We start from the raw sequence: 23160 nt of genomic DNA on the forward strand, positions 1-23160 counted from the left end.
GAGTGGACTATGAAACTGAATGAGGGATGGGTGCCAGTCGGGCTGTCCTCGTCGATCGAAGCCGGAACATCGGCAGGCGCGACGATCGAGGGCAGCGAAATCGTCGTCTGGCGCGACAACAGCGGCAATGCACATGCCTGGGAGGATCGCTGTCCGCACCGCGGCATGCGCCTGAGCTTCGGGTTCGTCCGCGGCGATCACATCGCCTGCCTCTATCATGGCTGGCAGTACGATACGGCAGGACAGTGCCGCTACATCCCGGCCCACCCCACGCTCGACGTCCCGCAAACGATCAAGGTACCGATCTACCGGGTCGAGGAGAAGTACGGCATCATCTGGACGACGACGGCGACCGACATCGCGCTCCCGGATGCCGATGCGACCGAGATCACGCCGGTCAGGAGCCTTTATGTTGATCGCCCGGTCGATGACGTATTTGCGGCGTTCGAACAGGCCGGAATTACCCGCATTGCCGCCAATGCCGGCAAGATCGTGTCTGGCGACGATACACTGTTCCTCGCATTTCAGGCGACGACCGAGGGCAAGACTGCCGTTCATATCGTCCTTTGCGGTTCCGCTGCGGTTTATGGCGGCGCGAAGCAGAAACATTATGCGCAATGGGCCGAAGGCTTGCGGTTCGAGCTTGAGGCCGCGCAACGCGTGGCGGAGGTCGCCTGATGTCTGATATCACGCTCTACAACTATGAACTCGACGAACAGAGCTATCGTGCGCGCCTCGCGCTCTCCATGCTGGGGCTGGAGTGGACGACGATCGCCGTCGACATGTTCCCCGGCGGCGAGCAGAAAAAACCGGCAATGCTGGCTCTCAACCCGCTCGGGACACTCCCTGTCGTTCGCGATGGCGACCTTGTGCTCCATGGCACCGCTGCGATCCTGCTTTATCTCGCCAAGGCCTACGATTCCGCCAAGCAATGGCTGCCGGAAGAACCGGCCTCCTTCGGTGCGGTAGCGAAATGGCTCGGCTTCTCCGAGACGGCGATCGCACCTGCTGTCGAGGCCCGACTGCAGGCGCTTTTCGACACGTCAGGCGATGCAGCGGCGTTTCGGCAGGCCGCGCGAAAGGCCTTCCGCATCATGGACGACCATATGACGGCGCGTCACTTCGACGGCAAGGAATGGTTCGTCGGCGATGGCCCGACGCTGGCCGACCTGGCGCTCTTCCCTTCCTTCGCACTCAGCCGCGACTATGGCATCGATCACGACGAGTATCCGGCATTGCGTCGCTGGATTCGACGGTTCCGCACCCTGAAGGGCTTCCACACGATGCCCGGTATTCCCGACTACCATTGATTTTCAGATTGGAGTTTTCATGAGCACTTTGACCCGTTTTTCCGTGAAGCCGCTCTCGACGCTGACGCGGACACTTGCCGACGTCGCTTTCGGGCGAACCGATCCGGACCTGGTCATCCAGGGAGCCCGCGTGCTCTCGACCTATTCCGAACGTATCCTCGGCGACAAGGAAATCTGGGTCTCGAATGGCCGTATCGCGGCGGTGAAGCCTTCGGGCGCCTATCGCGGCGGGACGGCCAGGCTTTATGACGCGCGTGGCGGCATCATCGCGCCGGGTCTGGTTGATCCGCACATCCACATCGAATCCAGCATGGTGACCGCCTGCGCCTATGCCGAGGCGGCGCTTCTCAACGGCACGACGACGATCTTCTGCGACAGCCACGAAATCGGCAACGTCATGGATGTAGCGGGCGTCGAGGCGATGCTGGAGGATGCGCGTCATGCGCCTCTGTCAATCTTCCTCACCGTTCCCAGCACCGTTCCGGCGACCTCTCCGCAGTTGGAGACCGCCGGTGGCGATCTGACGCCGGCCAAGATTGCCGCCCTCTTCGACAAGTGGCCCGAAGCCGTGGCGCTCGGCGAGAAGATGGATTTCGTACAGGTCGCCATGGGCGACGAGCGAAGCCACGCAATCCTTGCCGCGGCGCTGCAGCGCGGACGACCGGTCTCCGGCCATGTTTACGGCCGCGAATTCGTTTCGGCCTATGCCGCCGCCGGCGTGACGGACACGCATGAAGCGATCGACCGCGAGATTGCCGACGATCTGCTGGAAGCCGGCATCTGGCTTTTCCTGCGCGGCGGCCCGCCGACAACGCCATGGCACAGCCTGCCGCACGCGATCAAGACGATCACCGAGCTCGGTGCCTCGCACAAGCGGATTGCGGTCTGCACGGATGACCGCGATGCCGACGACCTGCTGCTCTTTGGTCTCGACTGGGTGACGCGCGAAGCGGTCAAGGCCGGCATGACGCCGGAGCAGGCCTGGGCGATGGGCTCGCTGCATGGTGCAACACGCTTCGGCATGGAAAACGAAATCGGCGGCCTCGGCGGCGGTCGTCGTGCCGACCTCGTGCTGCTCACCGACGATCTGAAACCTGTGAACACTTGGTACGGCGGCGAACTCGTCGTTGAAGATCGCAAGGTCACCCCCATTCTCGAAGAGACGCTGTCCAAGCCCTATCGCTACCCCGATGCGGCCTATCACACCGTCAAGCTTCCGAAGAACCTGAAGCTGACCCCCGACCTGCCGACCGAAACGGTGATCGCCCATACGATCAAGACGGAGCTGCCCGGCATTACGCTTGGCCATTCGAAGATCACGCTGGAGCCGGCCAATAACTGGCAGACGCATTTCGACCGCCACGGCCTCTGCTTTGTCACCGTCGTCGAGCGCCACGGCAAATCCCCGGGCAATGTCGCTCACGGGCTTCTGCACAGCTTCGGGCTCAAGAAGGGCGCGGTCGCCTCTTCTGTCGGACATGACAGCCACAACATCATCGTAGCAGGCACCAACGAGGCCGATATGCAGGTTGCCCTCGACGCCATCGAGGAAAAGCAGGGCGGCGTCTGCGTCGTGATGGACGGTAAGGTCACGGCGATGGTGCCCTTGCCAATTGCCGGTCTGCTTTCCGACAAACGTGTGCATGAGGTTGCCGAAGAGGTGAAGGCACTCAAGGTCGAGTGGGAAAAGGCGGAATGCACCATCGCCTACATGGGCTTCAACCTTATTCCGCTGTCGGTCATCCCCGAGATCCGCATCACCGACAAGGGTCTGGTGCTGGTGCCTGAGATGGAAATCCAACCGCTGTTCGAGACGATCTGATGGACCCATACCGCCTGGGCCTCGTTGCCACCCGCATCCACTACTTCCAGCTGGTTGCAAGGCTTGGCTCGATCCGCCAGGCGGCCCAGGCACTCAACGTCGCACCGTCCTCCGTCAGCCGCATCCTGCGGCAGCTGGAGGACGAACTCGGCACGTCACTGTTCGAGCGCGTACGTCAACGCCTCAAGCTGACCAGCGCCGGCGAGCTGATGCTGTATCGCGCGCGCCTCAGCCTCTCGGAGCTCAATCGTGCCTGCAGCGAAATCACCGATCTGCATGGCTTGCATCGCGGCACGGTATCCGTCGCCGTGATCGAAAGCGTGTCGCGCGGCGTGATGCCGGATGCGCTTCAGGAATTCTGGCAGCGCCACCCAGGCATTACCGTCAATGTCCGCGTTATGGGCTCGCAGCAAGCCGTCAATGCCGTGGCGGAAGGCGAGTGCGATCTCGCCGTAGTGTTCGACATCAAGGTACCACGCAATGTTCGACGGATTGCAACAGTGTCGTTGCCGCTCGGCGTTCTCGCCTTGCCCAACAGCCGCTTTGCCGAAAAGAAGGAACTGCGACTGTTCGACCTCGCCGGTGAACGGGTCATTTTGTCGGACTCCAGCCTGACACTTGGCGCCTGGATCGAGGAGGCCTTCAGCCGCTCGCTGGTCGATCTCACGCAACGCAGCCGTACGAACTCGATCGGTCTGATGGTGGATCTGGCCAAGCGCGATCTCGGCACGGTGCTGCAGACACGCGTCGGCATCGAGCAGGAGATTGCCGACGGCACGCTGACGTTCATACCGTTGCGCGATCCCAAGCTCAGCCCCCGCAAGCTGATGCTGCTCTCCCGATCGGAAAAGGAGATGTCGGACGCCGCCTCAGCTCTCGGCAAGTTGCTTTCGCAGGCGATCGAGCGCTCGGGCGAACAGGCAGCATGAGTTGTTGCGTTTAACGCATCACTTCGATCAAAAAATACAGACTATTCGGAACATCTTCAGTCTGCGACCTTCCCCCGGAAATGAGGACGCACAATGAAAAAATCTGCAGTTGATGCCGTCATCCGGGGCCTGAAGAAGGCCGGCGTGAGCATCGTTTGTTACCTTCCCGATTCCCTGTTCAAGGAATTGTACCCGGCGCTCGACGCCGACCCGGATATTCGCACCATCCGCGTCACCAATGAGGGTGAGGGCGCAGCCATCTGCGGCGGCGTATTCCTGTCCGGAAAGCGCGCCGCGCTGATCATGGAAAACTCCGGGCTTCGCGCTTCTGTCGAACCGCTCGCGCGCATGGGTCTTGGCGCTGGCATCCCCGTCGTCATGCTGATGAGCTATCGCGGCGAGATGGGTGAGAACAACTGGTGGGCCATTCCTCACGGCATCACCATGGAGCCAGTGCTCAACGCGCTGCGCATTCCCTATCAGGTGGTGCGAGAGGAAGAACGCATCGAGCGCGCGATCGCTGACGCGTATGAATGGTCCTACGCCGCCTATTACCATTCGGCCGTGGCTCTGGGCGGGGAGATCGTTCGATGAAGCGCTTCGATTGCATGACGGTCCTTTCGGCCCGGCTCAAAGACGAACTGGTCATTCTCTCGCTCGGCGCCAGCGTCGACGAATGGTACAACGCCGCACCGCACATGCGCGAGGCAAGCCTGTTCCAGCAGCAGCTCGGCTGCGTCACGCCGCAGGCCTTTGGCCTGGCAGCCGGTCTACCGCATCGCCGCATCATCTCTCTCGATACCGATGGCGGCATGATGTTTAATCTCGGCATTCTGGCGACGCTCGGCAACGAGCAGCCGAAGAACCTCTTCGTCGTCGTATGGGACAACGAGTGTTACCAGTCGATCGGCGGCCCACCGACCCACACGGCCTTCGGCCGCGTCGACATCGCCGCCATCGCGCGCGGGGCAGGGGTCGAACAGGCCCATACCGCTCGAACGCTAGACGAATTCGAGGCGCATTGCGAAGCGGGTCTCAAGGCCGACGTTCCCTATGTCGTCGTCGCCAAGGTCGCTGGCACGGTCCAGCCGGATATCAAGCGCAAGCACAGCGACGGTCGCGAGGACAAGTACATCTTCGTGCGCCATGTCGAGGCGACCGAAGGCATCGTCATCATGGGCCCCAGCGAACACAACTGAGACCCAGCGAAGATAAGGAATGCCGCATCCAATGCCTGCTCCAAGCATCCCGACAAAGCCCATTGCCGCAGCCTACGACTATATCGTCGTCGGCGCCGGCTCGGGCGGTTGCGCGGTTGCGCGTCGACTGATCGACGGCAGCGATGCCACCGTCCTGCTGATCGAAGCAGGCGGCCCCGGCATCGGCATTGCCGAGATCGACAATCCGGCCTCCTGGGTGCCGCTCGGGCGCAGCAGCTATGACTGGGGATACGACTATGCACCGAACCCGCGCGTCAATGACCGGACCATAGGCATCCCGCGCGGCAAGGTGCTTGGCGGTTCGAGCAGCATCAACGCAATGATGTGGTATCGCGGACATGCGCGCGACTATGACGGATGGGAAGCCGCGGGCGCGCAAGGCTGGTCGTTCAAGGACGTCCTTCCCTATTTCAAGCGTGCCGAGGACTGGGAAGGCGGAGCGTCCGACCTGCGCGGCGCCGGCGGCCCTCTCCGCATCGAGCGCAGCAAGGCGCCGCATCCCGTCGCGGAAGCCATGCTCGGTGGCTCAGCAGAGCTCGGCATACCCGTCATAGACGACCCCAACGGCCGGTCCAACGAAGGGGCAGCGCTTGCCAACCTCAACATGGCGGCGGGCGAACGCTGGAGCTCAGCAAGAGGCTACCTCTGGCCGATCTTCGACAACGAAAGACTGACGGTCCTGACCGATGCGCTGGCGATCGGTCTCGGGGTCGAGAATGGCCGATGCGTGTCGGTCAAATACCTCCAGGCGGGAGAGGTGCGGGAGGTGAGGGCGACCACCCACGTCATCCTGGCGCTTGGCGCGATCGACACCCCGCGGCTCCTTATGATGTCAGGCATCGGCGATCCCGCGGAGCTGAAGCGGCTCGGCGTCGTTGTCCGTGCTGCTCTTCCCGGCGTCGGCCAGAACCTCCAGGATCACCCGCTGGTCCAGGCCTGCGTGTTTCGTGCCAGGCAGCCGCTCGGCCCGGTGCGCGACAATGGCGGCGGCACCGTCATCAACTGGAAATCGTCTGCGGCGCTGGCGCAGCCGGACCTGCATGCCTTTCCAGTCCAGGGCAACAGCGCCGAACCGCGCATTCGCGAACTCTACGACCTCTCGGGCGATGTGTTCTCGATCGGCTGCGGCCTCATGCACTCGAAGAGCGTCGGCTACATGCGGTTGCTGTCCGCTGAACCCAGCGGCGCGGTCGAGATCCAGCCAAACTATCTCGCAGAACCCGGTGACCTCGATGCGCTGGTAACCGCTGTCGAAACCATGATGGAGCTCGCCGCAACGCGGACCTATGCCGATTGGTTCGGCGGCTACGCGGCGCCGTCGCGGCGGCTCTCGAGGGCAGAGATCATCGACTACATCAGGAACGCCTGCTCGACCTTTTTCCATGTCAGCGGCACCTGCGCGATGGGCAGCAGCGAGGCCGCCGTCGTCGACAGCAGGCTGCGGGTGCGCGGCATCGATGGGCTGAGCATCGCCGATGCCTCCGTCATCCCGATCATCCCGACCTGCCATACCCATGCGCCGGTGACGATGATCGGCGAACGCGCCGCCGACTTCGTTCTCGATGAGGCCTGAAACTTGCATGCACTGCATGAACCCGAAACGAACTGGATGATGGCATGACCACGGATAAGCAGATTGTCGCCGGCGACTACCTTTTGACGATGGACGCTGAAAACCGCGTCGTGTCTGATGGCGCCGTCCTGATCGATGGCAGCGTCATCGAAGCAGTTGCCCCACTTGGCGAGCTTGTCGCGGCCAATCCCGACGTCCCCGTCCGGAAAATCGCAAACTCCGTAATCATGCCAGGACTGGTCAATGCTCATGCGCATTCCGGCTTTCTACGGGGCACGGCGGAACACCTGCCGGTATGGGATTGGCTGACGCTGCATATCAACCCGATGCATCGGGCACTTCAGCCGCATGAAGCCGAGGCCGCGTCTTGGCTCTGCTACGCCGAATCCGTTCTCGCCGGCACGACGACGATCGTCGACATGTGGCGGTTCATGGAGGGCAGTGCCAACGCCGCCAGCGCAATCGGCAACCGCCTTGTGGCCGTTCCTTACGTCGGCGAACATCCGGAATATAACTACTTCGATACGCTCGACATGAACGAGGCGATGATCGAGGCATGGCACCGCAAGGCAAATGGCCGCGTGAATGTCTGGGTGGGATTGGAGCACCTATTCTACGCCGACGAGGCGGGCCAGCAGCGCGCAATCCAGCTCGCCAAGACCCATAACACCGGTTTCCATACCCACTGCAGCGAAGCAGAGATCGAACTGGCCGAATTCGACAAGCGCTACGGCAAGCGGCCGATGTACGCGCTGGCGGAGCTCGGCTTCTTCGAGGCACCGCGCACAATGATCGCTCATGGCGTCTGGCTGAATTCCGCCGAAGTCGAATTCATCTCGAAATACAACGTGTCGATCGCCCACAACCCCGTCAGTAACATGAAACTCGCCAGCGGCATCGCCCTCGTGGGAGAGATGCTAGCCGCCGGCGTTCCTGTTGGTATCGGCACGGATGGCGAGAAGGAAAACAACAACTTCGACATGTTCGAGGAGATGAAGGTTGCTTCCCTGCTCGGCAAGCTGAAAGACCTCGATGCCGCCGCCATGGACAGCTGGGACGTGCTGCGCATGGCGACCATAACCGGCGCCAGGGCGGTCGGCCTCGACCACGAGATCGGCTCGCTCGAGCCGGGCAAGCGAGCCGATCTGATCGCGGTACGCACCGACACCCCGCGCATGACGCCGCTTTTCGGCGAGGGACCATACTTCAACCTGCAACACAATCTCGTCCATGCCGTGCGTGGCGGCGACGTCAGCCTCACCATGGTCGATGGCAAGGTCCTTGTCGAAGACGGTCAGCTGAAGACCGGCGACCTCAAGGAGATCATCGCCGAGATCCACCGCATTGCACCGCCGCACTTTGCCCGCCGCGCCGCATGGCTGGCAGAGAACCGCGACGGCACCGCGCAATGGACCAAGGTGAGCTGAGGAGGCAACCATGGCGAAGACGACCGACCGCGCGGCACTGAACGAATGGTACGCCGTCGAAACCTCGACGGAGCTGACTACCAAGCCGATCCGCACACGCCTGCTGGGACAGGACATCGAACTTTTCCGCCGAGAAAACGGCGAAGTGGTCATTCGCGAGATCGATGCCGGCTGGCCTTCCGGTCCAGCACTTCCGGTCCGCGAGAAATATGGTTGTGTATGGACGACGCTCGGGCAACCCAACAAAGAGGTCTTTGACATCGCTGAAGCTTTCGAGAGCGACCGGCGTTTCGTGCCGTGTGGCTGGGTGAAGATGCGCGCCTCCGGACTGAGGGTCGTCGAGAACTTTCTCGACATGGCGCATTTTCCATTCGTCCACACGGATATCCTCGGATCCGAACCGCATACCGAGGTTCCTGGCTATCTCAGCGAGATCCGCCGCGACGTCGATGAGGTCTGGGCGACGAACTGCACGTTCTTCCAGCCACGCATTGCCGCAACCGAAAGCGAGGGCGCTTTCGTGCAGCTTACGTATCGCGTGCCCACGCCCTTCGTCGTCATGCTCTATCGGGTATGTCCGACTGCACCCGACCGGCTCGATGCAATCGCGCTCTTCATCCACCCGATCGAAGAAGACCTCTGCCGCGCACAGCCGGTGATGTATCTCGTCGACAGCAGCTCGACGCAGACGGCTTTGCTCAATTTCGAGCAGGTCATCTTCCTTCAGGATCGCATCATCGTCGAAAACCAGCGCCCGCTACTTCTGCCGCTCGAGCCGCGGCAGGAAATTCCGACACGCGCGGACAGCTCCTCCGTCGCCTACAGGCGCTGGCTTAAAGAAAAGGGCGTGCGCTTCGGCACGACGGCGGGAGCGCCCTGAGCATGACAGCGGGCCAACTCTCGGTGCTTCGTCCGACATCCTTGCGGCAATCGCTGCAAATGATGCTGGAACACGAGGGTGCCCGTTTCGTTGCCGGGGGAACCGCCCTGCAGCTGGAATGGGCGAAAGGGTTGCCGAAACCACCGACGATGATCAGCCTCGGCGACATCACCGGTCTCACGGGCGTCTCGACATGCGGCGGCACCATCCGCATCGGAGCGCTGACACCCCTGTCGACGCTTTGCTCCGATGCCATGATCAACGCCGACCTGCCGATGCTGGCGGCGGCAGCACGAACGGTCGCCGCACCCAGCGTCCGCAATCTCGGGACCGTCGGCGGTAATATCGCGGGCAGAGCAGGATGCCTTTTGCCGGCCCTGCTTGCACTCGATGCATTTCTCGAGGTCTCAAGGCCCAGTGGCAGGGCGCACGAAAGCCTGCTGCATTGGTTGTCGCTTCCGGTCCGTCAGGATGAGGTTGTGGAAGCCATTTACCTCTCGTCGATGGCGAGGGGGTGTCGCTGGACCCAACGCAAGACAGGCTTGCGGGCAGCGTTCACGCCAAGCATGATCGGCGTTGCCGGCCTGATCGAACTCGATGGAGACCACGTGCGCACAGCGCGCTTTGCTGTCGGTGGCGGTATCGTGCCACCGGCACGCTTGCATCGGGCCGAGACACTGGTCATAGGCACATCCTGGAGCGACATCGACTGGGATAGGCTCAACGCAAATCTACTCGAAGAGGTTTCCGCACCCGGCGATGCGTTTCGATCTGCGCGCTATCGGCGCTTGGTTGCGGCCAACGCTTTGACCCGGGGGCTGCGACCGGCCGCGCAAAAGCGCCCGCCATCAAACACGGTAGCCGAAGGCACGCGCATTGCAGGCGAGATCCGCCTCAGCCGTCCCGACCAGCCGCATCGCTGGCATCGGCGCCCCGATGTCGCGCCAAAGATTTCGGGCCAGATGCCATACCTGACGGATAAGCGCTCCCCCGACATGCTGGTCGGACGCATCCTCCGTGCAGGCCTCCCACACGCCCGCATCATCTCGATCGATACCAGCGCCGCCGAGGCGCTCGACGGCGTCATCGCCGTGGTAACCCATCGCGATATCCCCGGCGAAAACGCCTTCGGTATCGTCGTGCAGGATCAACCCGCCTTTTGCTTCGACAAGGTGCGCCATGCTGGCGATATCGTTGCCGCCGTCGCGGCCCTTGATGCCCAAACCGCCGAGGCGGCTCTGGCGTTGATCAAGGTCGAATACGAACCGCTTCCCACCGTGGCCGACCCGGAGGCAGCCCTGGCCGAAGACGCGCCGACAGTGCATGCCGGCGGCAATCTGCAGACTATCCTGGATTTCTCCCGCGGTGATGTCGCAACCGGCTTCGAAAAAGCCACTCACATCATCGAGCGCACCTATGTGACGTCGCGCCAGATGCACGGCTTCATGGAGACCGAAGGGGGCTATGCGCAGCTCGAGCCGGATGGAACCCTTGCCGTTTTCGCCGGCGGCCAGCATGGCGCCCGCGACCGGCTGCAGTTGTCGCGCATCCTGGCAATGCCGGAAGACAGGATCCGCGTGGTCACGAGCCCGACCGGGGGCGCTTTCGGCGGCAAGGACGAGCTGACGGTCCAGCCGGCGCTCGCGCTTCTGGCGATGAAGTCGGGCCGTACCGTGCGCATCCAGCTTTCCCGTGCCGAATCCGTCGTCGCCGGCATCCGGCGTCATCCAATGACGATTAGAATGCGGACCGGATGCGATGCCAACGGTCGGCTCGTCGCGCAGGAGGTGGACGTGCTTGCCGACGCGGGTGCCTACGCCTCGCTTGGACCCGGCGTGCTCGAAACGGCACTCGAACATTCCGCCGGCCCCTACGTCGTGGAGAATGTCACGACCCGTGGCCGGCTGGCATACACCAACAACGGCTTGTGCGGGGCCTTTCGTGGCTTCGGCGCCAACCAGATGACCTATGCCATCGAGTGCCAGATGGATCTGCTCGCCGAACGCTGCGGTCTCACTCCGCTTGAAATCCGCCGCCGAAATCTTCGGCAAGCCGGAACGCCTGGTTATCTTGGGCAGGTGGTCGCACCTTCCGAACGTCTGGCCGAGATGCTCAGTGCCGCGGCGGGAAGCCCGCTCTGGAGCGCGGCGATCGACCATGACGATCCCGACGAAATCTCAGGTGTCGGGATGGCGCTGAACTATCAGGGGAATGGTCTCGGCTCGGTCGTACCAGACCCGGCGGGCGGACGCTTGAGATTGACCGAGAGAGGCACAATCGAAGCAGCCTATGGACTCGACGAAATGGGGCAGGGGTTGCTGACCTCGATCAAGGCTGCGGTCGCCACCGAGCTTGGCTGCCACCGGGATGACGTGGAACCGTTGATCGGCGACACCAAGCTCGCCCCCGATTCCGGTTCGACCACGGCATCGCGTGGCGGCTACGTCGTCTGGCAGGTTGCGAAGACAGCTGCAAAGCGCTTCGTCCCCGACCTGCTGGCCGCCGCATCCGGCCTCCTTGGGCGCCCGGCCGAAAGCCTGAGGCTGGGACCTGGCGGTTTCATAGACGTCGGCAGCAACAGTGGCGACCTGCTGTTGAGCTACCGGGATCTTGCACGGTCGCTTGCGCCAAGCGACTTGCCCGAAGCCACGGTGGCCTTCGATTTTCCGAAAACGGACTACACCGCCGGGAACGCGCGATACATCTTCGCCTTCGGGGCTTGTCTCGCCCGTGTCGCCGTCAACCGCATCACCGGCGCGGTCCGCGTGCTCGATATCCACCAGCACACGGCAGCCGGTCCGATCATCGATGTCGCGGCCTATCTCGGGCAGATGGAAGGCGGAGCGGTCCAGGGCCTGGGATTCACCCTGACGGAGAATGCGATCATGGACAACGGCCGCTACCTCACGACAAATCTCGATACCTACATGCTGCCGGGAATACGCGACACCGCGGCAAACATGTCGGTCTTTGCGCTTGAGGATCTCGACGAAGGGGACGAGCTGGGACCGCGCGGCGCCGGTGAATTGGGCATCGGGGCCATCACCCCGGCGATCGCCAATGCGGTTGCCGACGCCATCGGTTTTCGGCCCCAGACGATACCGTTCTCGCCCGAAGCGGTCCTCGACGCCATGAGGGAGCGCAAATGAACATGATGCTCACCGCGCCGGTGTCGTTCCGGCTTAACGGACACGACCGCGTCATCAACGTTGCGCCCGACATGCGGCTTTCGGATATCCTGCGTGAGGAAATGGGGCTGACGGCCAGCAAGATCGGCTGCGGCATAGGGCGTTGCGGTGCCTGCACCCTGTTGATGAACGGGCGAGCCGTCAACGGCTGCCTAGTCATGGCCTGGCAGTTGCAAGGAGCCGAGATTACCAGCCCCGAAGGGCTGCATAACCTCGAGACCGCCGCCATCGTCATGGCCGCGCTGGCCGAAGAAAATGCCTTTCAATGCGGCTACTGCGCGCCCGGTTTCGTGATGGCGCTGACCGCACTCTTCATGGCAAACCCGCTGGCGGCAGAGCCGGAGATCTTGACGGCACTGGAAGGCAACATCTGTCGCTGCACCGGCTATCATTCCATCATACGCGGCGCGCTCAACGCCGCAGAGAGACTTCGTGCCGCCCGATCGGTCGAAGGCACCGGAGATTATCAATCATGACCTTGTCTATCCCCTCCCTTGAACCGTCGAGCCAAGGTGCTCGCGCCTTCCTGTCCAAACAGCGCAAGACGCTTCTGATCGACGGCACATGGGTCGACGCGTCGTCTGGCCAGACCTTTCCGACATACGACCCCGCCAATGGCCGCCTGCTGGCGAAGCTGGCAGCAGCAAACGAGGCGGATGTTGATGCCGCGGTTGCCGCTGCCCGGCGCGCTTTCGAGAGCGATGCCTGGCGCGGGCTTACCCCATCGGCCCGCGGCAAATTGCTGTGGCGGATCGCGGATCTCATCGATGCACATGTGGACGAGCTTGCCGAACTGGAAACGCTTGATCAGGGCAAGTCTCTGAAAACCGGTCGCTTCGGCGAAATCCCGGCGTCGGCCGAGCAGTTCCGCTACTTCGCCGGATTTGCCAGCAAGATCCTAGGCACGACCATCCCGACGTCGATCGGGTACCAACCTGCCGGCAAGAAGATATTCGCCTATACGACGCGGGAACCGATCGGCGTGGTCGCGGCGATCACGCCGTGGAATTCGCCGATGCTGATGGCGGCAATGAAGCTTGCGCCGGCACTGGCGGCTGGTTGCACGGTCGTTCTCAAGCCCGCCGAGGAGACATCGCTGACGGCTCTGAGGCTCGGCGAACTGATGATAGAGGCCGGATTGCCGGCCGGCGTTGTCAACATCGTTACCGGCCTTGGCGAAACGGCCGGCGCGGCTCTCACAGGTCATCCCGACGTCGACAAGGTGGCCTTCACCGGCTCGACCGAGGTCGGCAAGCTCATCGTCGGCGCAGCGCGGGGCAACCTCAAGAAGCTGACGCTTGAGCTCGGTGGTAAATCTCCGGCGATCGTCATGCCAGATGCGGACATGAACCTTGCCATACCCGGCATAGCGCGAGGCATCTTTGCCAATGCCGGTCAGGTCTGTGTGGCCGGCTCAAGGGTCTATGCGCATCGCGCTGTCTACGAGCGCCTTGTGGAAGGACTTGCTCGGGAGGCCGACAAGCTGAGGCTTGGGCACGGTCTCGATCCGCAGACCGATCTGGGGCCGCTGGTCAACCGCAAGCAGGCCGATCGTGTTGCGGGCTTCATCAGCGAAGCGACGACCGAGGGAGTGGAGATTATCGCCGGCGGCGCGCAGGTGGGCGAAGAACAGACCTTCTATCGACCGACTGTCGTAACAGGCGTGCGCCAGGACATGCGGATGATGCAGGAGGAAATCTTCGGACCGGTGGTCGCGGTCACGCCGTTCGATGATGTCGATGAGGCGATCAGCTACGCCAACGATTCGCCCTATGGACTTGCCGCCAGTGTCTGGACCGCCGATCTCAGCGCCGCGCATCGGCTGTCCGCCCGCGTCCGTTCCGGCACGGTCTGGATCAACTGCCACTCCTACTTCTCGCCGGAACTCCCCAAGGGCGGACACAAGCAATCGGGCTGGGGCTACGAGAACGGCGCTCCCGGGTTGGAGAACTACCTCGAGCTCAAGACTGTCTGCGCGGTCATCTGAGCTTCGGATCCATCGACGCCAATTGAAGCATGACGCAGAAGCCAGTCCCGCACGTTGGCAACAGGCTGGGCATGCTGCGGCCGGCGAGGAGACACCACGTAGAAATCCGAGGTCGCGCGCATCGTTTCGGAAAACGCCTGCACAAGTCGCCCGGCGGCGATGTCCTCGCGAACGAATATACTGCTTGCCAGCGCCATTCCCTGACCCGCGATGGCCGCCTCGATCGCATGAGAGGTGTGGTTGAACCGAACGCTCTTCGATGCGGCCGCAGGCGCGCCGCCGTCGAGCTTTTCAACGAACTCCGGCCACTGATTATGCGTATCGTGGAGCAGGACAAAGCGTGCGAGGTCGGCCGACGTCAGAGCTTGGCGGCCCGCAAGCAGAGCCGGGCTACACACGGCAACGAGTTCCTGCTCAAACAGGAGGTCAGCGACCAGACCGGCGCCGAATGGCGGGTGCCCGAGGCGCACGGCGATATCGACCGCGTCAGACTGGAAATTCGAGATCCTTTCGCTGGCAAGAATCCGCATGTCCAACTCGGGATGAGCCGCCAGGAAATCCGGCAAACGCGGAATCAACCATTTGGAGGCAAAGCTCGGCGTCACGCTGATGGTGAGGTGAAGCGGTTCGGGACGGATCGTCGCCGTCGCCTCGGCAACCAGATCGAAGGCGCGACGTATGTGGATCGCATAGGCGCGGCCGGCCTCCGTGAGCGCCAGGGTGCGCGGCAAGCGGTCGAACAGCCTGATGCCAAGCTCCGCTTCCAGCCCGCGAACCTGCTGGGCAACGGCACCCTGCGTGACACCAAGCTCTTCGGCTGCAATCCTGAAATTGAGATGGCGCGCGGCAACTTCAAAGGCGCGCAGGCCATTGAGGGAGGGGAGGCGATGAAGCGGCTCTGCCATTCGATAGATTTTCTACTGTCACGTGGCAATCAAATTGGCTCGAATAGCCCACGGGACGATGCTAGCATAGCGATCACAAAGGCGAGACCAGGCGTCGCGCACGTCACAGCGAAAGGCAACGATCATGGCAGTAGAAAAAGTAGCACTGGTAACGGCCGGCGGCAGCGGCATGGGAGCCGACGCGGCGCGCCGCTTGGCAGCAGATGGCTTCAAGGTCGCGATCTTGTCCTCATCCGGAAAGGGCGAGGCGCTTGCCGGTGAACTGAACGGGCTTGGGGTCACCGGCTCCAACCAGTCGAACGCCGACCTTCAACGCCTGCTCGACGTTGCGATGGAAAAATGGGGGCGCATCGACGTTCTGGTCAACAGCGCCGGCCACGGTCCGCGCGCACCCATCCTCGAGATCACCGACGAGGATTGGCACAAGGGCCTCGATGTCTACCTGATGAACGTCATCCGCCCGACAAGACTGGTGACGCCGATCATGCAGGCGCAGAAATCAGGGGTTATCGTCAACATCTCCACCGCCTGGGCCTTCGAGCCATCTGCCATGTTCCCGACATCGGCCGTGTTCCGCGCCGGTCTCGCTTCCTATACGAAGATCTTTGCCGACACCTTCGCCGCCGATAATATCCGCATGAACAATGTCCTCCCGGGTTGGATCGACAGCTTGCCGGCCACGGAGGACCGCCGCGAAGCCGTCCCGATGAAGCGCTACGGCAAGAGCGAAGAGATTGCCGCGACGATCGCCTTCCTGGCTTCGGACGGGGCCGGCTATATCACCGGCCAGAACATCCGCGTCGACGGCGGCCTTGGCCGTTCCGTCTAGAAAATCACGAACGAAAAACGGCTGCTTCCGTCTCTCGGCGAGGGACGGAAGCAGCCGTTCGCGCGTGTGATAGCGCCACGATCGCCGATCGAGAAAATCTATCGAAAAATAATAGTTTATCTATTTCATTTATGGGGGACGCCTATTTATGTTGCGGCGCGAAAGCGTTATCTCGCTTCGCAGCATTTTCACAGGAGTCCCCATGTCCCTTATCAATACCTCCATCAAGCCCTTCAAGGCGCAGGCCTTCAAGCAGGGCAAGTTCGTTGAAGTCACCGACGCCGACACCAAGGGAAAATGGGCAGTTTTCTTCTTCTATCCCGCCGATTTCACGTTCGTTTGCCCGACCGAGCTCGGCGATGTCGCTGACCATTATGCCGAACTCCAGCGCCTTGGCGTGGAAGTCTACTCGGTCTCGACCGACACCCACTTCACCCACAAGGCCTGGCACGACAGCTCCGAGACCATCGGCAAGATCCAGTACACGATGATCGGCGACCCGACCGGCACGATCACCCGCAACTTCGAAGTCATGCGCGAAGCCGAAGGCCTTGCGGATCGCGGCACCTTCATCGTCGATCCGGATGGCGTCATCCAGGCGATGGAAGTCACCGCTGAAGGCATCGGCCGTAACGCCGTCGACCTGCTGCGTCGGATCAAGGCCGCCCAGTATGTTCGCGCGCATCCGGGCGAAGTTTGCCCCGCCAAGTGGGAAGAGGGCGAAAAGACGCTCGCACCATCGCTGCACCTCGTCGGCAAGATCTGACACCTCATTTGAAAAAGCCGCCCTCTCCACAGAGAGGGCGGTCGTTGCCATTGCGACAGCGCCGGATGCGGTGACTGACATTTCATTTTAGCGGAGTGCCCGATGCTCGACGAAAACCTCAAGTCCCAGCTCAAGAGTTATCTGGAGCGGGTCGTACGCCCGATTGAGATCACCGCCTCGGTGGATGACAGCGCGAAGTCGCAGGAAATGTCGGGGCTGCTTCGCGAGATCGTCGAGCTTTGTGACAAGATTTCCGTGGTCGAGCGGCGCAACGACGGCGAGCGCGCACCCTCCTTCGCATTGAACAGCCCCGGCCACGATATCCACCTGCGTTTCGCCGGCATTCCGATGGGCCACGAGTTCACCTCGCTGGTCCTAGCCCTTCTTCAGGTGGGTGGCCATCCGCCACGGACCGAACAGGCGATCATCGACCAGATCAAGGACCTCGACAGCGACTTGACCTTCGAGACCTATTTCTCCCTTTCCTGCCAGAATTGCCCTGATGTCGTGCAGGCCCTCAATCTGATGGCGGTCCTCAATCCTCGCATCCGTCACGTGGCCATCGATGGCGGTGTCTTTCCGTCCGAGGTCGAACGCCGCCAGGTCATGTCGGTCCCGACCGTCTACCTCAACGGCGAGATCTTTGCGCAGGGTCGCATGGAAATCGAAGAGATCGTCGCCAAGCTCGACACCAATTCCACCGCCCGCGCCGCAGAGCGGCTGAACAAGCGTGAGGCCTACGATGTGCTGGTGATCGGCGGCGGACCGGCCGGCGCAGCCGCAGCCATCTACGCCGCGCGCAAGGGCATCCGCACTGGCGTTGCCGCCGAGCGTTTCGGCGGGCAGGTCCTCGATACCATGGCAATCGAGAACTTCATCTCGGTGCGCCATACAGAGGGGCCGCACTTCGCCGCCGCCCTGGAAGAACACGTCAAGGAATATGACGTCGACGTCATGAACTTGCAGCGCGCCGAAAAGCTCATTCCTGGAAAAGGCGAGATTGCCGTTGAGCTCGCAAACGGCGCCACGCTGCGCTCCAAGACGGTCATTCTGTCGACAGGCGCCCGCTGGCGTCAGATGGGCGTTCCGGGCGAAGACCAGTACCGCAACAAAGGCGTTGCCTATTGCCCGCATTGCGATGGCCCGCTGTTCAAGGGCAAGCGCGTGGCCGTGATCGGCGGCGGCAATTCCGGCGTCGAAGCTGCAATCGATCTCGCAAACATCGTTAGCCATGTCACGCTGATCGAATTCGACAACAAGCTGCGTGCCGACGGCGTCTTGCAACGCAAGCTTCTGAGCTTGCCGAACGTCGATGTCCTGTTGTCGGCGAAGACGACGGAAGTTCTGGGAGACGGGCAAAAGGTGATAGGTCTCGTCTACGAGAACCGCGTCGCCGGGCAGCGCCATACGCTTTCGCTTGACGGCATCTTCGTGCAGATCGGCCTGCTGCCGAACACGGAATGGCTGAAGGGCGCGGTCGAGCTTTCCCCACGTGGCGAAATCGTCGTCGATCATCACGGGCAGACCTCGGTTCCCGGCGTTTTTGCTGCAGGCGACTGCACGACCGTCCCCTACAAGCAGATCGTCATCGCAGTGGGCGAGGGCGCAAAGGCCTCGCTTGCTGCATTCGATCACCTGATCCGCAATTCCATGCCTGACGCACAAGCGGTGAAGGCGGCTTGATCGCCGCATGACACTGCGTGAACTGGAATACCTGATCGCCCTGGCGGACCACCGGCATTTCGGGCGGGCCGCCGAGGTGTGTCTCGTCACCCAGCCCACGCTGTCAATGCAGATCAGGAAGCTTGAAGAACATCTCGGCGCGCCACTGATCGAGCGGACGCCGCGTTCAGTCATGCTGACAACGTTTGGCCAGGAGGCGGTTGAACGTGCGCGCCGCATCATGGCCGAGGTGCAGGAAATGAAGGCCGCAGCGCTGCGCAGCCGCAATCCCGAGGCCGGCACGCTGCGCCTCGGCATTTTCCCGACGCTGGGTCCTTATCTCCTACCGCACGCGGTGCCGCGGATACGCGAACGATATCCGGACCTCGAAACTCTGCTGATCGAGGAAAAGAGCGATGGCCTGCTTGCACGCTTGCGCAGCGGCAACCTGGATGCCGCAATCCTTGCACTTCCCGTTAATGGCGATCACCTGAAGACCGAGACGCTGTTTGAGGAACAGTTCCTGCTCGCCGTGCCGCCCAGCCATGCGCTGGCGGAGCGCCAGTCGATCCGGCTCGGTGAAATCAGCGGTTACGATCTCATGCTGCTCGAAGAAGGCCACTGCCTCCGCGATCAGGCGCTTGAGGTATGCCGCCTGTCAGGCGCCAGCGAGCGTGCGTCATTCCGGGCGACAAGCCTCGAGACCCTTCGTCAGATGGTCGGTGCCGATGTGGGGATCACCTTGCTGCCGGAGCTTGCGACGCAACATCCGATTTCCGGCAACATCCACCTGCTGCGCTTCGACGGATCAGCGCCCAGCCGCCGGATCGGATTGTGCTGGCGCAGCGGCTCTGCGATGGGCCATTTCCTCAAGGAGATCGCGGCTCTTTTGCGAGACGTCTCGCAACAACTGCTTGCCGATACGTCAGGGCGGATCGGCGTCTAGCGGCCGGCGATGCCGCAGGTCATTTCCATTCCCATAAGACCGGCGAGGAAAAAGGTCGCGCGGTCACCAGAAGATCGTCGAGAGCGAGCGCCTGTTCATAGGTTGCCGCATCGGCATCGCCGTTAAGCCCGATGAACAGCATCTTCATCGACGCAGCCTTGGGCTGGCCTCTTTTGCGATAGGCGAAGTGCACCGCGCATGTCGGGTATTCCCAGCCCACCGTGAGCGCCTCGGCGAACTGCTCCTCTGCCAGACCTGCCGTGCGCCCGGTGGCCGCCAGGAATTGCCCCAATCCGAAGAAGCCTGCAAAAACAGCATAGGCCGTCTGCTGTTGCATCTGTGCAGCCTGACCGGTTGCCGTGTCGCGACGGTAGAAGAGGCTATCCGTTTGCCCCTTCTGCCGCTTCCAGGAATAGCTGACCAGGCTCTTGCGGGCGAGAATCTCCATCGTCAGATCATAGGTCTGAAATGCTTCGGGGTCTGCGTGGAGTGCATCGATCCTGGCCTTCAGATCGACGACGTAATCTCGGTAGAATGCCGCGGTCATGGACACGTCCTTTTCATTGTTGGCCGCGTCCTAGCAGAAAATCGCCGCTTTCCAAAGTGTCGCCCGGAAAGGCGTTCGCACTGCGCCGCTGGCCGCTTGCATGCCGTTCCGAAGCGAAAAAGCGGGCGTCAAAGCACTCAGCTACGCGCTAAGCGCATAACGCATGGCTGCCCTGCATATTTATGCCTATCATTTGAGCGAGTATGTTGTATGTTCATAGTCATCGAAGCGATGCACCTCCTCCCGCAGAGCTTCGTGTTTGCAGGCGGCCTATCCTCCTCCCAAGGGCGCCTGCGGGAATAGCAGCACTCCTCCTCCCAGCTGCTATTCGGTTATTTTCGGAAAGCCTGCCGCACCTCCTCCCGCGGCAGGCTTTTTCGTTTTGGGGGCCCTTACCCAAGCCAAGGCAGGAGGCTTTACAGCCTCCCAAGTCCCGGATCAGACGCCGGCAATCCTGCGCAGATCGTCAATCGCGCCCGGTGACGCGGCAACGACGGGCGAACCCTTGGTCAGCCTTTCACCCTCGGTCGGAAACGGATGGAACCAACCGCCGGCTTCCTTGACGAGGCAATAACCGGCGATGCAATCCCAAGCATGCATGTAGGGCTCGTAGTAGCCGACCAGCCGACCAGCCGCCACATAGGCGAGCATAAGGGCGCCGGAGCCATTGCGGATGAAGTTGCCTCCCGCACTCAACAGATCCTCGACGATCTTGGCGACCACAGCCGGCGTGACATGCGAGTTCGCACCAATGCCGGTCACGGCGTTGACGATGGTGCGCGCCGGGTCGAGCACAAGGTTCTTGCCGTTCAAGGTTGCTCCCATTTCGAAAGCGCCGGCGTAGAGTTCGTCATGGCATGGCGCGAAAATCACACCCACAACAGGCGTGGAATTATGCAGCAACCCGATCGAGATGCACCAGTTCGGCATGCCGTTGACGAACGGGCTCGTCCCGTCGATCGGATCGATGACCCAGGTAAACCCTGAGGTCCCGCGTTCCAGACCGTATTCCTCGCCTAGGATGCCATCAGTCGGATAGGCCTCGTGCAATCGTGCCCGAATCATCGTCTCGACCTCACGGTCGGCGATCGACACCACATCCTGCGGATCCCTCTTGGTCTCGACGACAAGCGTTTCGCGGCGCTTGAAGTAGTCGAGCGCGATTGCGCCGGCTTCCCGGGCGACAGCGCTGGCCAGCGCAAAGCGGGCTTCAAGCCCTGGAACCACATGGGTCGTCATTTCGATGCTTCCTCTATGATAGAAAATTGGCATGCTTTCGACAGTTGGCGATCGCGAGCTTAAGCTGCTCCACCGGCTGCCGCCTGTCGGCATTGCAAACGCGTGCAAACCTGCCCAGCGGCGCGCCGTATGTCAACCTCTTCAAACCTACATGCGGCGACCGCCCACGTCGGTCATTGCACACACGTGCAGAATCGTTCAGATGTCGTGCAACGGGAGAACGATCATGTCGTCCAAAGTGTTCGTCAGCGCACAGGAAGTTGCCGAAAGGGCCGGCGTCTCACGATCGGCGGTATCGCGAACGTTCACGCCGGGTGCAAGCGTGTCCGCCAGTACACGCAAACGGGTGCTCGAGGCGGCCGAAGAGCTGGGCTACCACGTCAACCATCTCGCCCGCGGACTGATGCGCAACGAGAGCGGCATCGTCTGCCTCATCATCTCGGATGTCGCGACGCCTTACAGGTCGGCTCTGCTGCGCGAACTGACGCAGCAGCTTCAGAATGCCGGCAAGATCGCAATGCTGATCAATACCGACCGTTCGGATGGCAGCGTCGACCGGGCGTTGCAGCAGGCGATCCGATACAGGGCCGACGCATCGGTCATTCTTTCCGGCCATCCCGACAAATCGATCACCCAGCTATGTCTTCGCAACGGCCAACGGCTCGTCCTGATCAATCGCGATGACGATCAGCTGGGGCCGCTGAAGATAAACCTCGATGATGACGAGTCAGGCGGCAGGATCGCGACGGCCTTTGTCCGGGCCGGCTGCCGGAAACTCGCCTTTGCCAATTCCGAGGCGGGAACGCCGAGCCTGATGGGACGGGAGCGGGGCTTTCTTGCCATGGCCGCCGAGCTTGGCATGAATGTCATCGTCGAGCGTTATGGCTGGACAGGATATGAAGCTGGCAAGGTGCTGGCGCAACGCATGCTGACGCGCAGCGATCGGCCGGACGCGGTCTTCTGCGCCACCGATCTTCTGGCCTGCGGCTTCATGGACGCCGCGCGCCACCAGTTCGGCCTCTCGATCCCGGAGCAACTATGTATCGCAGGCTTCGACGACATCGAACAGGCCTCATGGTCTTCCTATAATTTGACAACCTTTGCACAACCGGTCTCGCAGATTGCAGCCCATACCGTCGAATGGCTGGGCCAACCTCAAGAGGACGCCGGAGACCATTCCATCAAGCTGAAAGCAGAGCTGGTCTGGCGAAGCTCGATCCGGGGCGGCTGACCGAAAACTCCCTTCACGGCGGGGATCGCTGTGGCCCACCCTCGACCGCTCTTGCATAGACTCGACCCTTGAATTTGACAAACTTTGCCAAACTCCGTTACGCTAAGCACCTATGGAGGCACGAATGGCCACGATGAACGTATCTCTACCGGACCCGATGAAAGAGTGGGTCGAGGCGCAAGCAAAGACCGGGCGCTATTCAAACGCGAGCGACTATGTGCGGGACCTTATCCGCAGGGATCAGGCGCGTAGCGACAAGGTCGCCGCCATGCAACGCTTCGTCGATGACGGCCTCAAAAGCGGTATTGGCGGCAGGTCGAAAGAAGAGCTGTTCGCCGCAGCGGTTGCGCGTGCGGAAATGACGCGCAGCTGATGCTGTTCACCCTATCTGTCGAAGCGGAAGAGGACATCATCGCAATTACCGAGCAAGGATTGCTCTTGTTCGGACCTGCACAGGCCAGGCGTTATCATGACGAACTGTTCGCGATACTCGATCTGATCGCCGCAAATCCGCGAATGGCGCGCGAACGGGAGGAGATTTCGCCGCCGGTCAGGATCCATCCGTTCAAAGCACATCTTGTTGTCTACCGGATAGAAGATGCGGGAACCATTTTCATAATCAGGGTAAGGCATGCGCATGAGGAATGGGACGGCGGGCTCACCTAGCCTCCTTTGATTGAACGATCACACGGCACACGT

Annotated in this window: 22 protein-coding genes; 19 read left to right on the forward strand and 3 right to left on the reverse strand. The window is 61.9% G+C overall.

All coding sequences use genetic code 11. The annotated features are described in order from the left end of the window. Positions 1-9 precede the first annotated feature (9 nt). From QTL94_RS08535 to QTL94_RS08590, 12 genes are all read left to right on the forward strand, one after another. Positions 10-678: a Rieske 2Fe-2S domain-containing protein gene (locus QTL94_RS08535; RefSeq protein ID WP_289801239.1), complete on the forward strand. Its 669-nt coding sequence runs from the start codon at positions 10-12 to the stop codon at positions 676-678. Continuing rightward, a complete protein-coding gene (locus QTL94_RS08540) occupies positions 678-1310 on the forward strand; it encodes a glutathione S-transferase family protein (protein WP_289801240.1) in 633 nt (210 codons plus the stop codon). Before QTL94_RS08535 ends, QTL94_RS08540 begins: the two co-directional genes overlap by 1 nt. A gap of 19 nt (positions 1311-1329) precedes the next feature. Next, positions 1330-3132, forward strand: a complete 1803-nt coding sequence (locus tag QTL94_RS08545; protein WP_289801241.1) for an adenine deaminase — start codon at positions 1330-1332, stop codon at positions 3130-3132. Beyond that, the gene (locus tag QTL94_RS08550) at positions 3132-4061 is read left to right on the forward strand and encodes a LysR family transcriptional regulator (protein ID WP_065692719.1); all 930 of its coding nucleotides are present in this window, start codon (positions 3132-3134) and stop codon (positions 4059-4061) included. Before QTL94_RS08545 ends, QTL94_RS08550 begins: the two co-directional genes overlap by 1 nt. Positions 4062-4154: 93 nt before the next feature. Next, positions 4155-4655, forward strand: a complete 501-nt coding sequence (locus tag QTL94_RS08555) for a thiamine pyrophosphate-binding protein (protein WP_065692718.1) — start codon at positions 4155-4157, stop codon at positions 4653-4655. Continuing rightward, positions 4652-5260, forward strand: a complete 609-nt coding sequence (locus QTL94_RS08560) for a thiamine pyrophosphate-dependent enzyme (protein WP_065692717.1) — start codon at positions 4652-4654, stop codon at positions 5258-5260. Before QTL94_RS08555 ends, QTL94_RS08560 begins: the two co-directional genes overlap by 4 nt. A 31-nt stretch (positions 5261-5291) precedes the next feature. After that, positions 5292-6854 carry a GMC family oxidoreductase gene (locus tag QTL94_RS08565; protein ID WP_289801242.1) on the forward strand — a complete coding sequence of 521 codons (1563 nt, stop codon included), beginning with the start codon at positions 5292-5294 and terminating at the stop codon, positions 6852-6854. Between the two features lie 44 nt (positions 6855-6898). Continuing rightward, positions 6899-8281 (forward strand): amidohydrolase family protein, encoded by a 1383-nt coding sequence (locus tag QTL94_RS08570; protein ID WP_289801243.1) that lies wholly within the window; start codon positions 6899-6901, stop codon positions 8279-8281. Positions 8282-8291: 10 nt separating this feature from the next. Then, positions 8292-9161, forward strand: coding sequence for an aromatic ring-hydroxylating oxygenase subunit alpha (locus tag QTL94_RS08575; protein WP_065692715.1), 870 nt, complete (start codon positions 8292-8294; stop codon positions 9159-9161). 2 nt (positions 9162-9163) lie between these two features. Then, positions 9164-12310, forward strand: a complete 3147-nt coding sequence (locus QTL94_RS08580) for a molybdopterin cofactor-binding domain-containing protein (protein WP_065692714.1) — start codon at positions 9164-9166, stop codon at positions 12308-12310. Beyond that, a complete protein-coding gene (locus QTL94_RS08585) occupies positions 12307-12825 on the forward strand; it encodes a (2Fe-2S)-binding protein (RefSeq protein WP_244499528.1) in 519 nt (172 codons plus the stop codon). The genes QTL94_RS08580 and QTL94_RS08585 overlap by 4 nt, the downstream gene beginning before the upstream one ends. Then, positions 12822-14336: an aldehyde dehydrogenase family protein gene (locus QTL94_RS08590; protein WP_065692713.1), complete on the forward strand. Its 1515-nt coding sequence runs from the start codon at positions 12822-12824 to the stop codon at positions 14334-14336. Before QTL94_RS08585 ends, QTL94_RS08590 begins: the two co-directional genes overlap by 4 nt. On the opposite strand, the gene gcvA is transcribed toward QTL94_RS08590, so the two are convergent. After that, positions 14300-15241, reverse strand: a complete 942-nt coding sequence (gene gcvA / locus QTL94_RS08595; protein ID WP_065692712.1) for a transcriptional regulator GcvA — start codon at positions 15239-15241, stop codon at positions 14300-14302. The two genes, QTL94_RS08590 and gcvA, sit on opposite strands and share 37 nt — an antisense overlap. Before the next feature lie 124 nt (positions 15242-15365). Here gcvA and QTL94_RS08600 point away from each other — a divergent pair, with 124 nt between their 5' ends. The 4 genes from QTL94_RS08600 to QTL94_RS08615 all read left to right on the forward strand — a co-directional run bounded on the left by QTL94_RS08600 (position 15366) and on the right by QTL94_RS08615 (position 19444). Continuing rightward, the gene (locus QTL94_RS08600; RefSeq protein ID WP_065692711.1) at positions 15366-16070 is read left to right on the forward strand and encodes an SDR family oxidoreductase; all 705 of its coding nucleotides are present in this window, start codon (positions 15366-15368) and stop codon (positions 16068-16070) included. Positions 16071-16272: 202 nt separating this feature from the next. Then, positions 16273-16836, forward strand: coding sequence for an alkyl hydroperoxide reductase subunit C (ahpC, locus tag QTL94_RS08605; protein ID WP_065692710.1), 564 nt, complete (start codon positions 16273-16275; stop codon positions 16834-16836). A 102-nt stretch (positions 16837-16938) separates the two neighbouring features. Next, positions 16939-18519 (forward strand): alkyl hydroperoxide reductase subunit F, encoded by a 1581-nt coding sequence (gene ahpF / locus QTL94_RS08610; RefSeq protein WP_065692709.1) that lies wholly within the window; start codon positions 16939-16941, stop codon positions 18517-18519. Positions 18520-18526: 7 nt separating this feature from the next. Further along, a complete protein-coding gene (locus QTL94_RS08615) occupies positions 18527-19444 on the forward strand; it encodes a LysR substrate-binding domain-containing protein (RefSeq protein ID WP_065692708.1) in 918 nt (305 codons plus the stop codon). 19 nt (positions 19445-19463) lie between these two features. On the opposite strand, the gene QTL94_RS08620 is transcribed toward QTL94_RS08615, so the two are convergent. Both QTL94_RS08620 and QTL94_RS08625 read right to left on the reverse strand, forming a co-directional pair. After that, positions 19464-19991, reverse strand: a complete 528-nt coding sequence (locus tag QTL94_RS08620) for a hypothetical protein (protein WP_065692707.1) — start codon at positions 19989-19991, stop codon at positions 19464-19466. A gap of 438 nt (positions 19992-20429) precedes the next feature. After that, positions 20430-21230, reverse strand: a complete 801-nt coding sequence (locus QTL94_RS08625; protein WP_289801244.1) for an inositol monophosphatase family protein — start codon at positions 21228-21230, stop codon at positions 20430-20432. Positions 21231-21456: 226 nt separating this feature from the next. On the opposite strand from QTL94_RS08625, the gene QTL94_RS08630 reads away from it, so the two are divergent. From QTL94_RS08630 to QTL94_RS08640, 3 genes are all read left to right on the forward strand, one after another. Continuing rightward, positions 21457-22461: a LacI family DNA-binding transcriptional regulator gene (locus tag QTL94_RS08630; RefSeq protein ID WP_065692705.1), complete on the forward strand. Its 1005-nt coding sequence runs from the start codon at positions 21457-21459 to the stop codon at positions 22459-22461. 124 nt (positions 22462-22585) lie between these two features. Then, positions 22586-22834: a type II toxin-antitoxin system ParD family antitoxin gene (locus QTL94_RS08635; RefSeq protein WP_065692704.1), complete on the forward strand. Its 249-nt coding sequence runs from the start codon at positions 22586-22588 to the stop codon at positions 22832-22834. Next, positions 22834-23127 (forward strand): type II toxin-antitoxin system RelE/ParE family toxin, encoded by a 294-nt coding sequence (locus QTL94_RS08640; protein ID WP_065692703.1) that lies wholly within the window; start codon positions 22834-22836, stop codon positions 23125-23127. The genes QTL94_RS08635 and QTL94_RS08640 overlap by 1 nt, the downstream gene beginning before the upstream one ends. The last annotated feature ends 33 nt before the right edge of the window (positions 23128-23160 follow it).

It is taken from the genome of Rhizobium sp. S96 (genome assembly GCF_030382195.1).
GTDB lineage: Bacteria > Pseudomonadota > Alphaproteobacteria > Rhizobiales > Rhizobiaceae > Rhizobium.

Excerpts from the sequence above, each read along its gene's own strand:
- QTL94_RS08550 (WP_065692719.1), top strand. The coding sequence starts at position 3,132 with ATGGACCCATACCGCCTGGGCCTCGTTGCCACCCGCATCCACTACTTC.
- QTL94_RS08630 (WP_065692705.1), top strand. The coding sequence starts at position 21,457 with ATGTCGTCCAAAGTGTTCGTCAGCGCACAGGAAGTTGCCGAAAGGGCC.
- QTL94_RS08615 (WP_065692708.1), top strand. The coding sequence starts at position 18,527 with ATGACACTGCGTGAACTGGAATACCTGATCGCCCTGGCGGACCACCGG.
- QTL94_RS08635 (WP_065692704.1), top strand. The coding sequence starts at position 22,586 with ATGGCCACGATGAACGTATCTCTACCGGACCCGATGAAAGAGTGGGTC.
- QTL94_RS08535 (WP_289801239.1), top strand. The coding sequence starts at position 10 with ATGAAACTGAATGAGGGATGGGTGCCAGTCGGGCTGTCCTCGTCGATC.
- QTL94_RS08575 (WP_065692715.1), top strand. The coding sequence starts at position 8,292 with ATGGCGAAGACGACCGACCGCGCGGCACTGAACGAATGGTACGCCGTC.
- QTL94_RS08585 (WP_244499528.1), top strand. The coding sequence starts at position 12,307 with ATGAACATGATGCTCACCGCGCCGGTGTCGTTCCGGCTTAACGGACAC.
- QTL94_RS08625 (WP_289801244.1), bottom strand. The coding sequence starts at position 21,230 with ATGACGACCCATGTGGTTCCAGGGCTTGAAGCCCGCTTTGCGCTGGCC.
- QTL94_RS08580 (WP_065692714.1), top strand. The coding sequence starts at position 9,164 with ATGACAGCGGGCCAACTCTCGGTGCTTCGTCCGACATCCTTGCGGCAA.
- QTL94_RS08545 (WP_289801241.1), top strand. The coding sequence starts at position 1,330 with ATGAGCACTTTGACCCGTTTTTCCGTGAAGCCGCTCTCGACGCTGACG.
- QTL94_RS08555 (WP_065692718.1), top strand. The coding sequence starts at position 4,155 with ATGAAAAAATCTGCAGTTGATGCCGTCATCCGGGGCCTGAAGAAGGCC.
- QTL94_RS08590 (WP_065692713.1), top strand. The coding sequence starts at position 12,822 with ATGACCTTGTCTATCCCCTCCCTTGAACCGTCGAGCCAAGGTGCTCGC.
- QTL94_RS08620 (WP_065692707.1), bottom strand. The coding sequence starts at position 19,991 with ATGACCGCGGCATTCTACCGAGATTACGTCGTCGATCTGAAGGCCAGG.
- ahpF (WP_065692709.1), top strand. The coding sequence starts at position 16,939 with ATGCTCGACGAAAACCTCAAGTCCCAGCTCAAGAGTTATCTGGAGCGG.
- QTL94_RS08640 (WP_065692703.1), top strand. The coding sequence starts at position 22,834 with ATGCTGTTCACCCTATCTGTCGAAGCGGAAGAGGACATCATCGCAATT.
- QTL94_RS08540 (WP_289801240.1), top strand. The coding sequence starts at position 678 with ATGTCTGATATCACGCTCTACAACTATGAACTCGACGAACAGAGCTAT.
- QTL94_RS08600 (WP_065692711.1), top strand. The coding sequence starts at position 15,366 with ATGGCAGTAGAAAAAGTAGCACTGGTAACGGCCGGCGGCAGCGGCATG.
- QTL94_RS08570 (WP_289801243.1), top strand. The coding sequence starts at position 6,899 with ATGACCACGGATAAGCAGATTGTCGCCGGCGACTACCTTTTGACGATG.
- QTL94_RS08565 (WP_289801242.1), top strand. The coding sequence starts at position 5,292 with ATGCCTGCTCCAAGCATCCCGACAAAGCCCATTGCCGCAGCCTACGAC.
- ahpC (WP_065692710.1), top strand. The coding sequence starts at position 16,273 with ATGTCCCTTATCAATACCTCCATCAAGCCCTTCAAGGCGCAGGCCTTC.
- QTL94_RS08560 (WP_065692717.1), top strand. The coding sequence starts at position 4,652 with ATGAAGCGCTTCGATTGCATGACGGTCCTTTCGGCCCGGCTCAAAGAC.
- gcvA (WP_065692712.1), bottom strand. The coding sequence starts at position 15,241 with ATGGCAGAGCCGCTTCATCGCCTCCCCTCCCTCAATGGCCTGCGCGCC.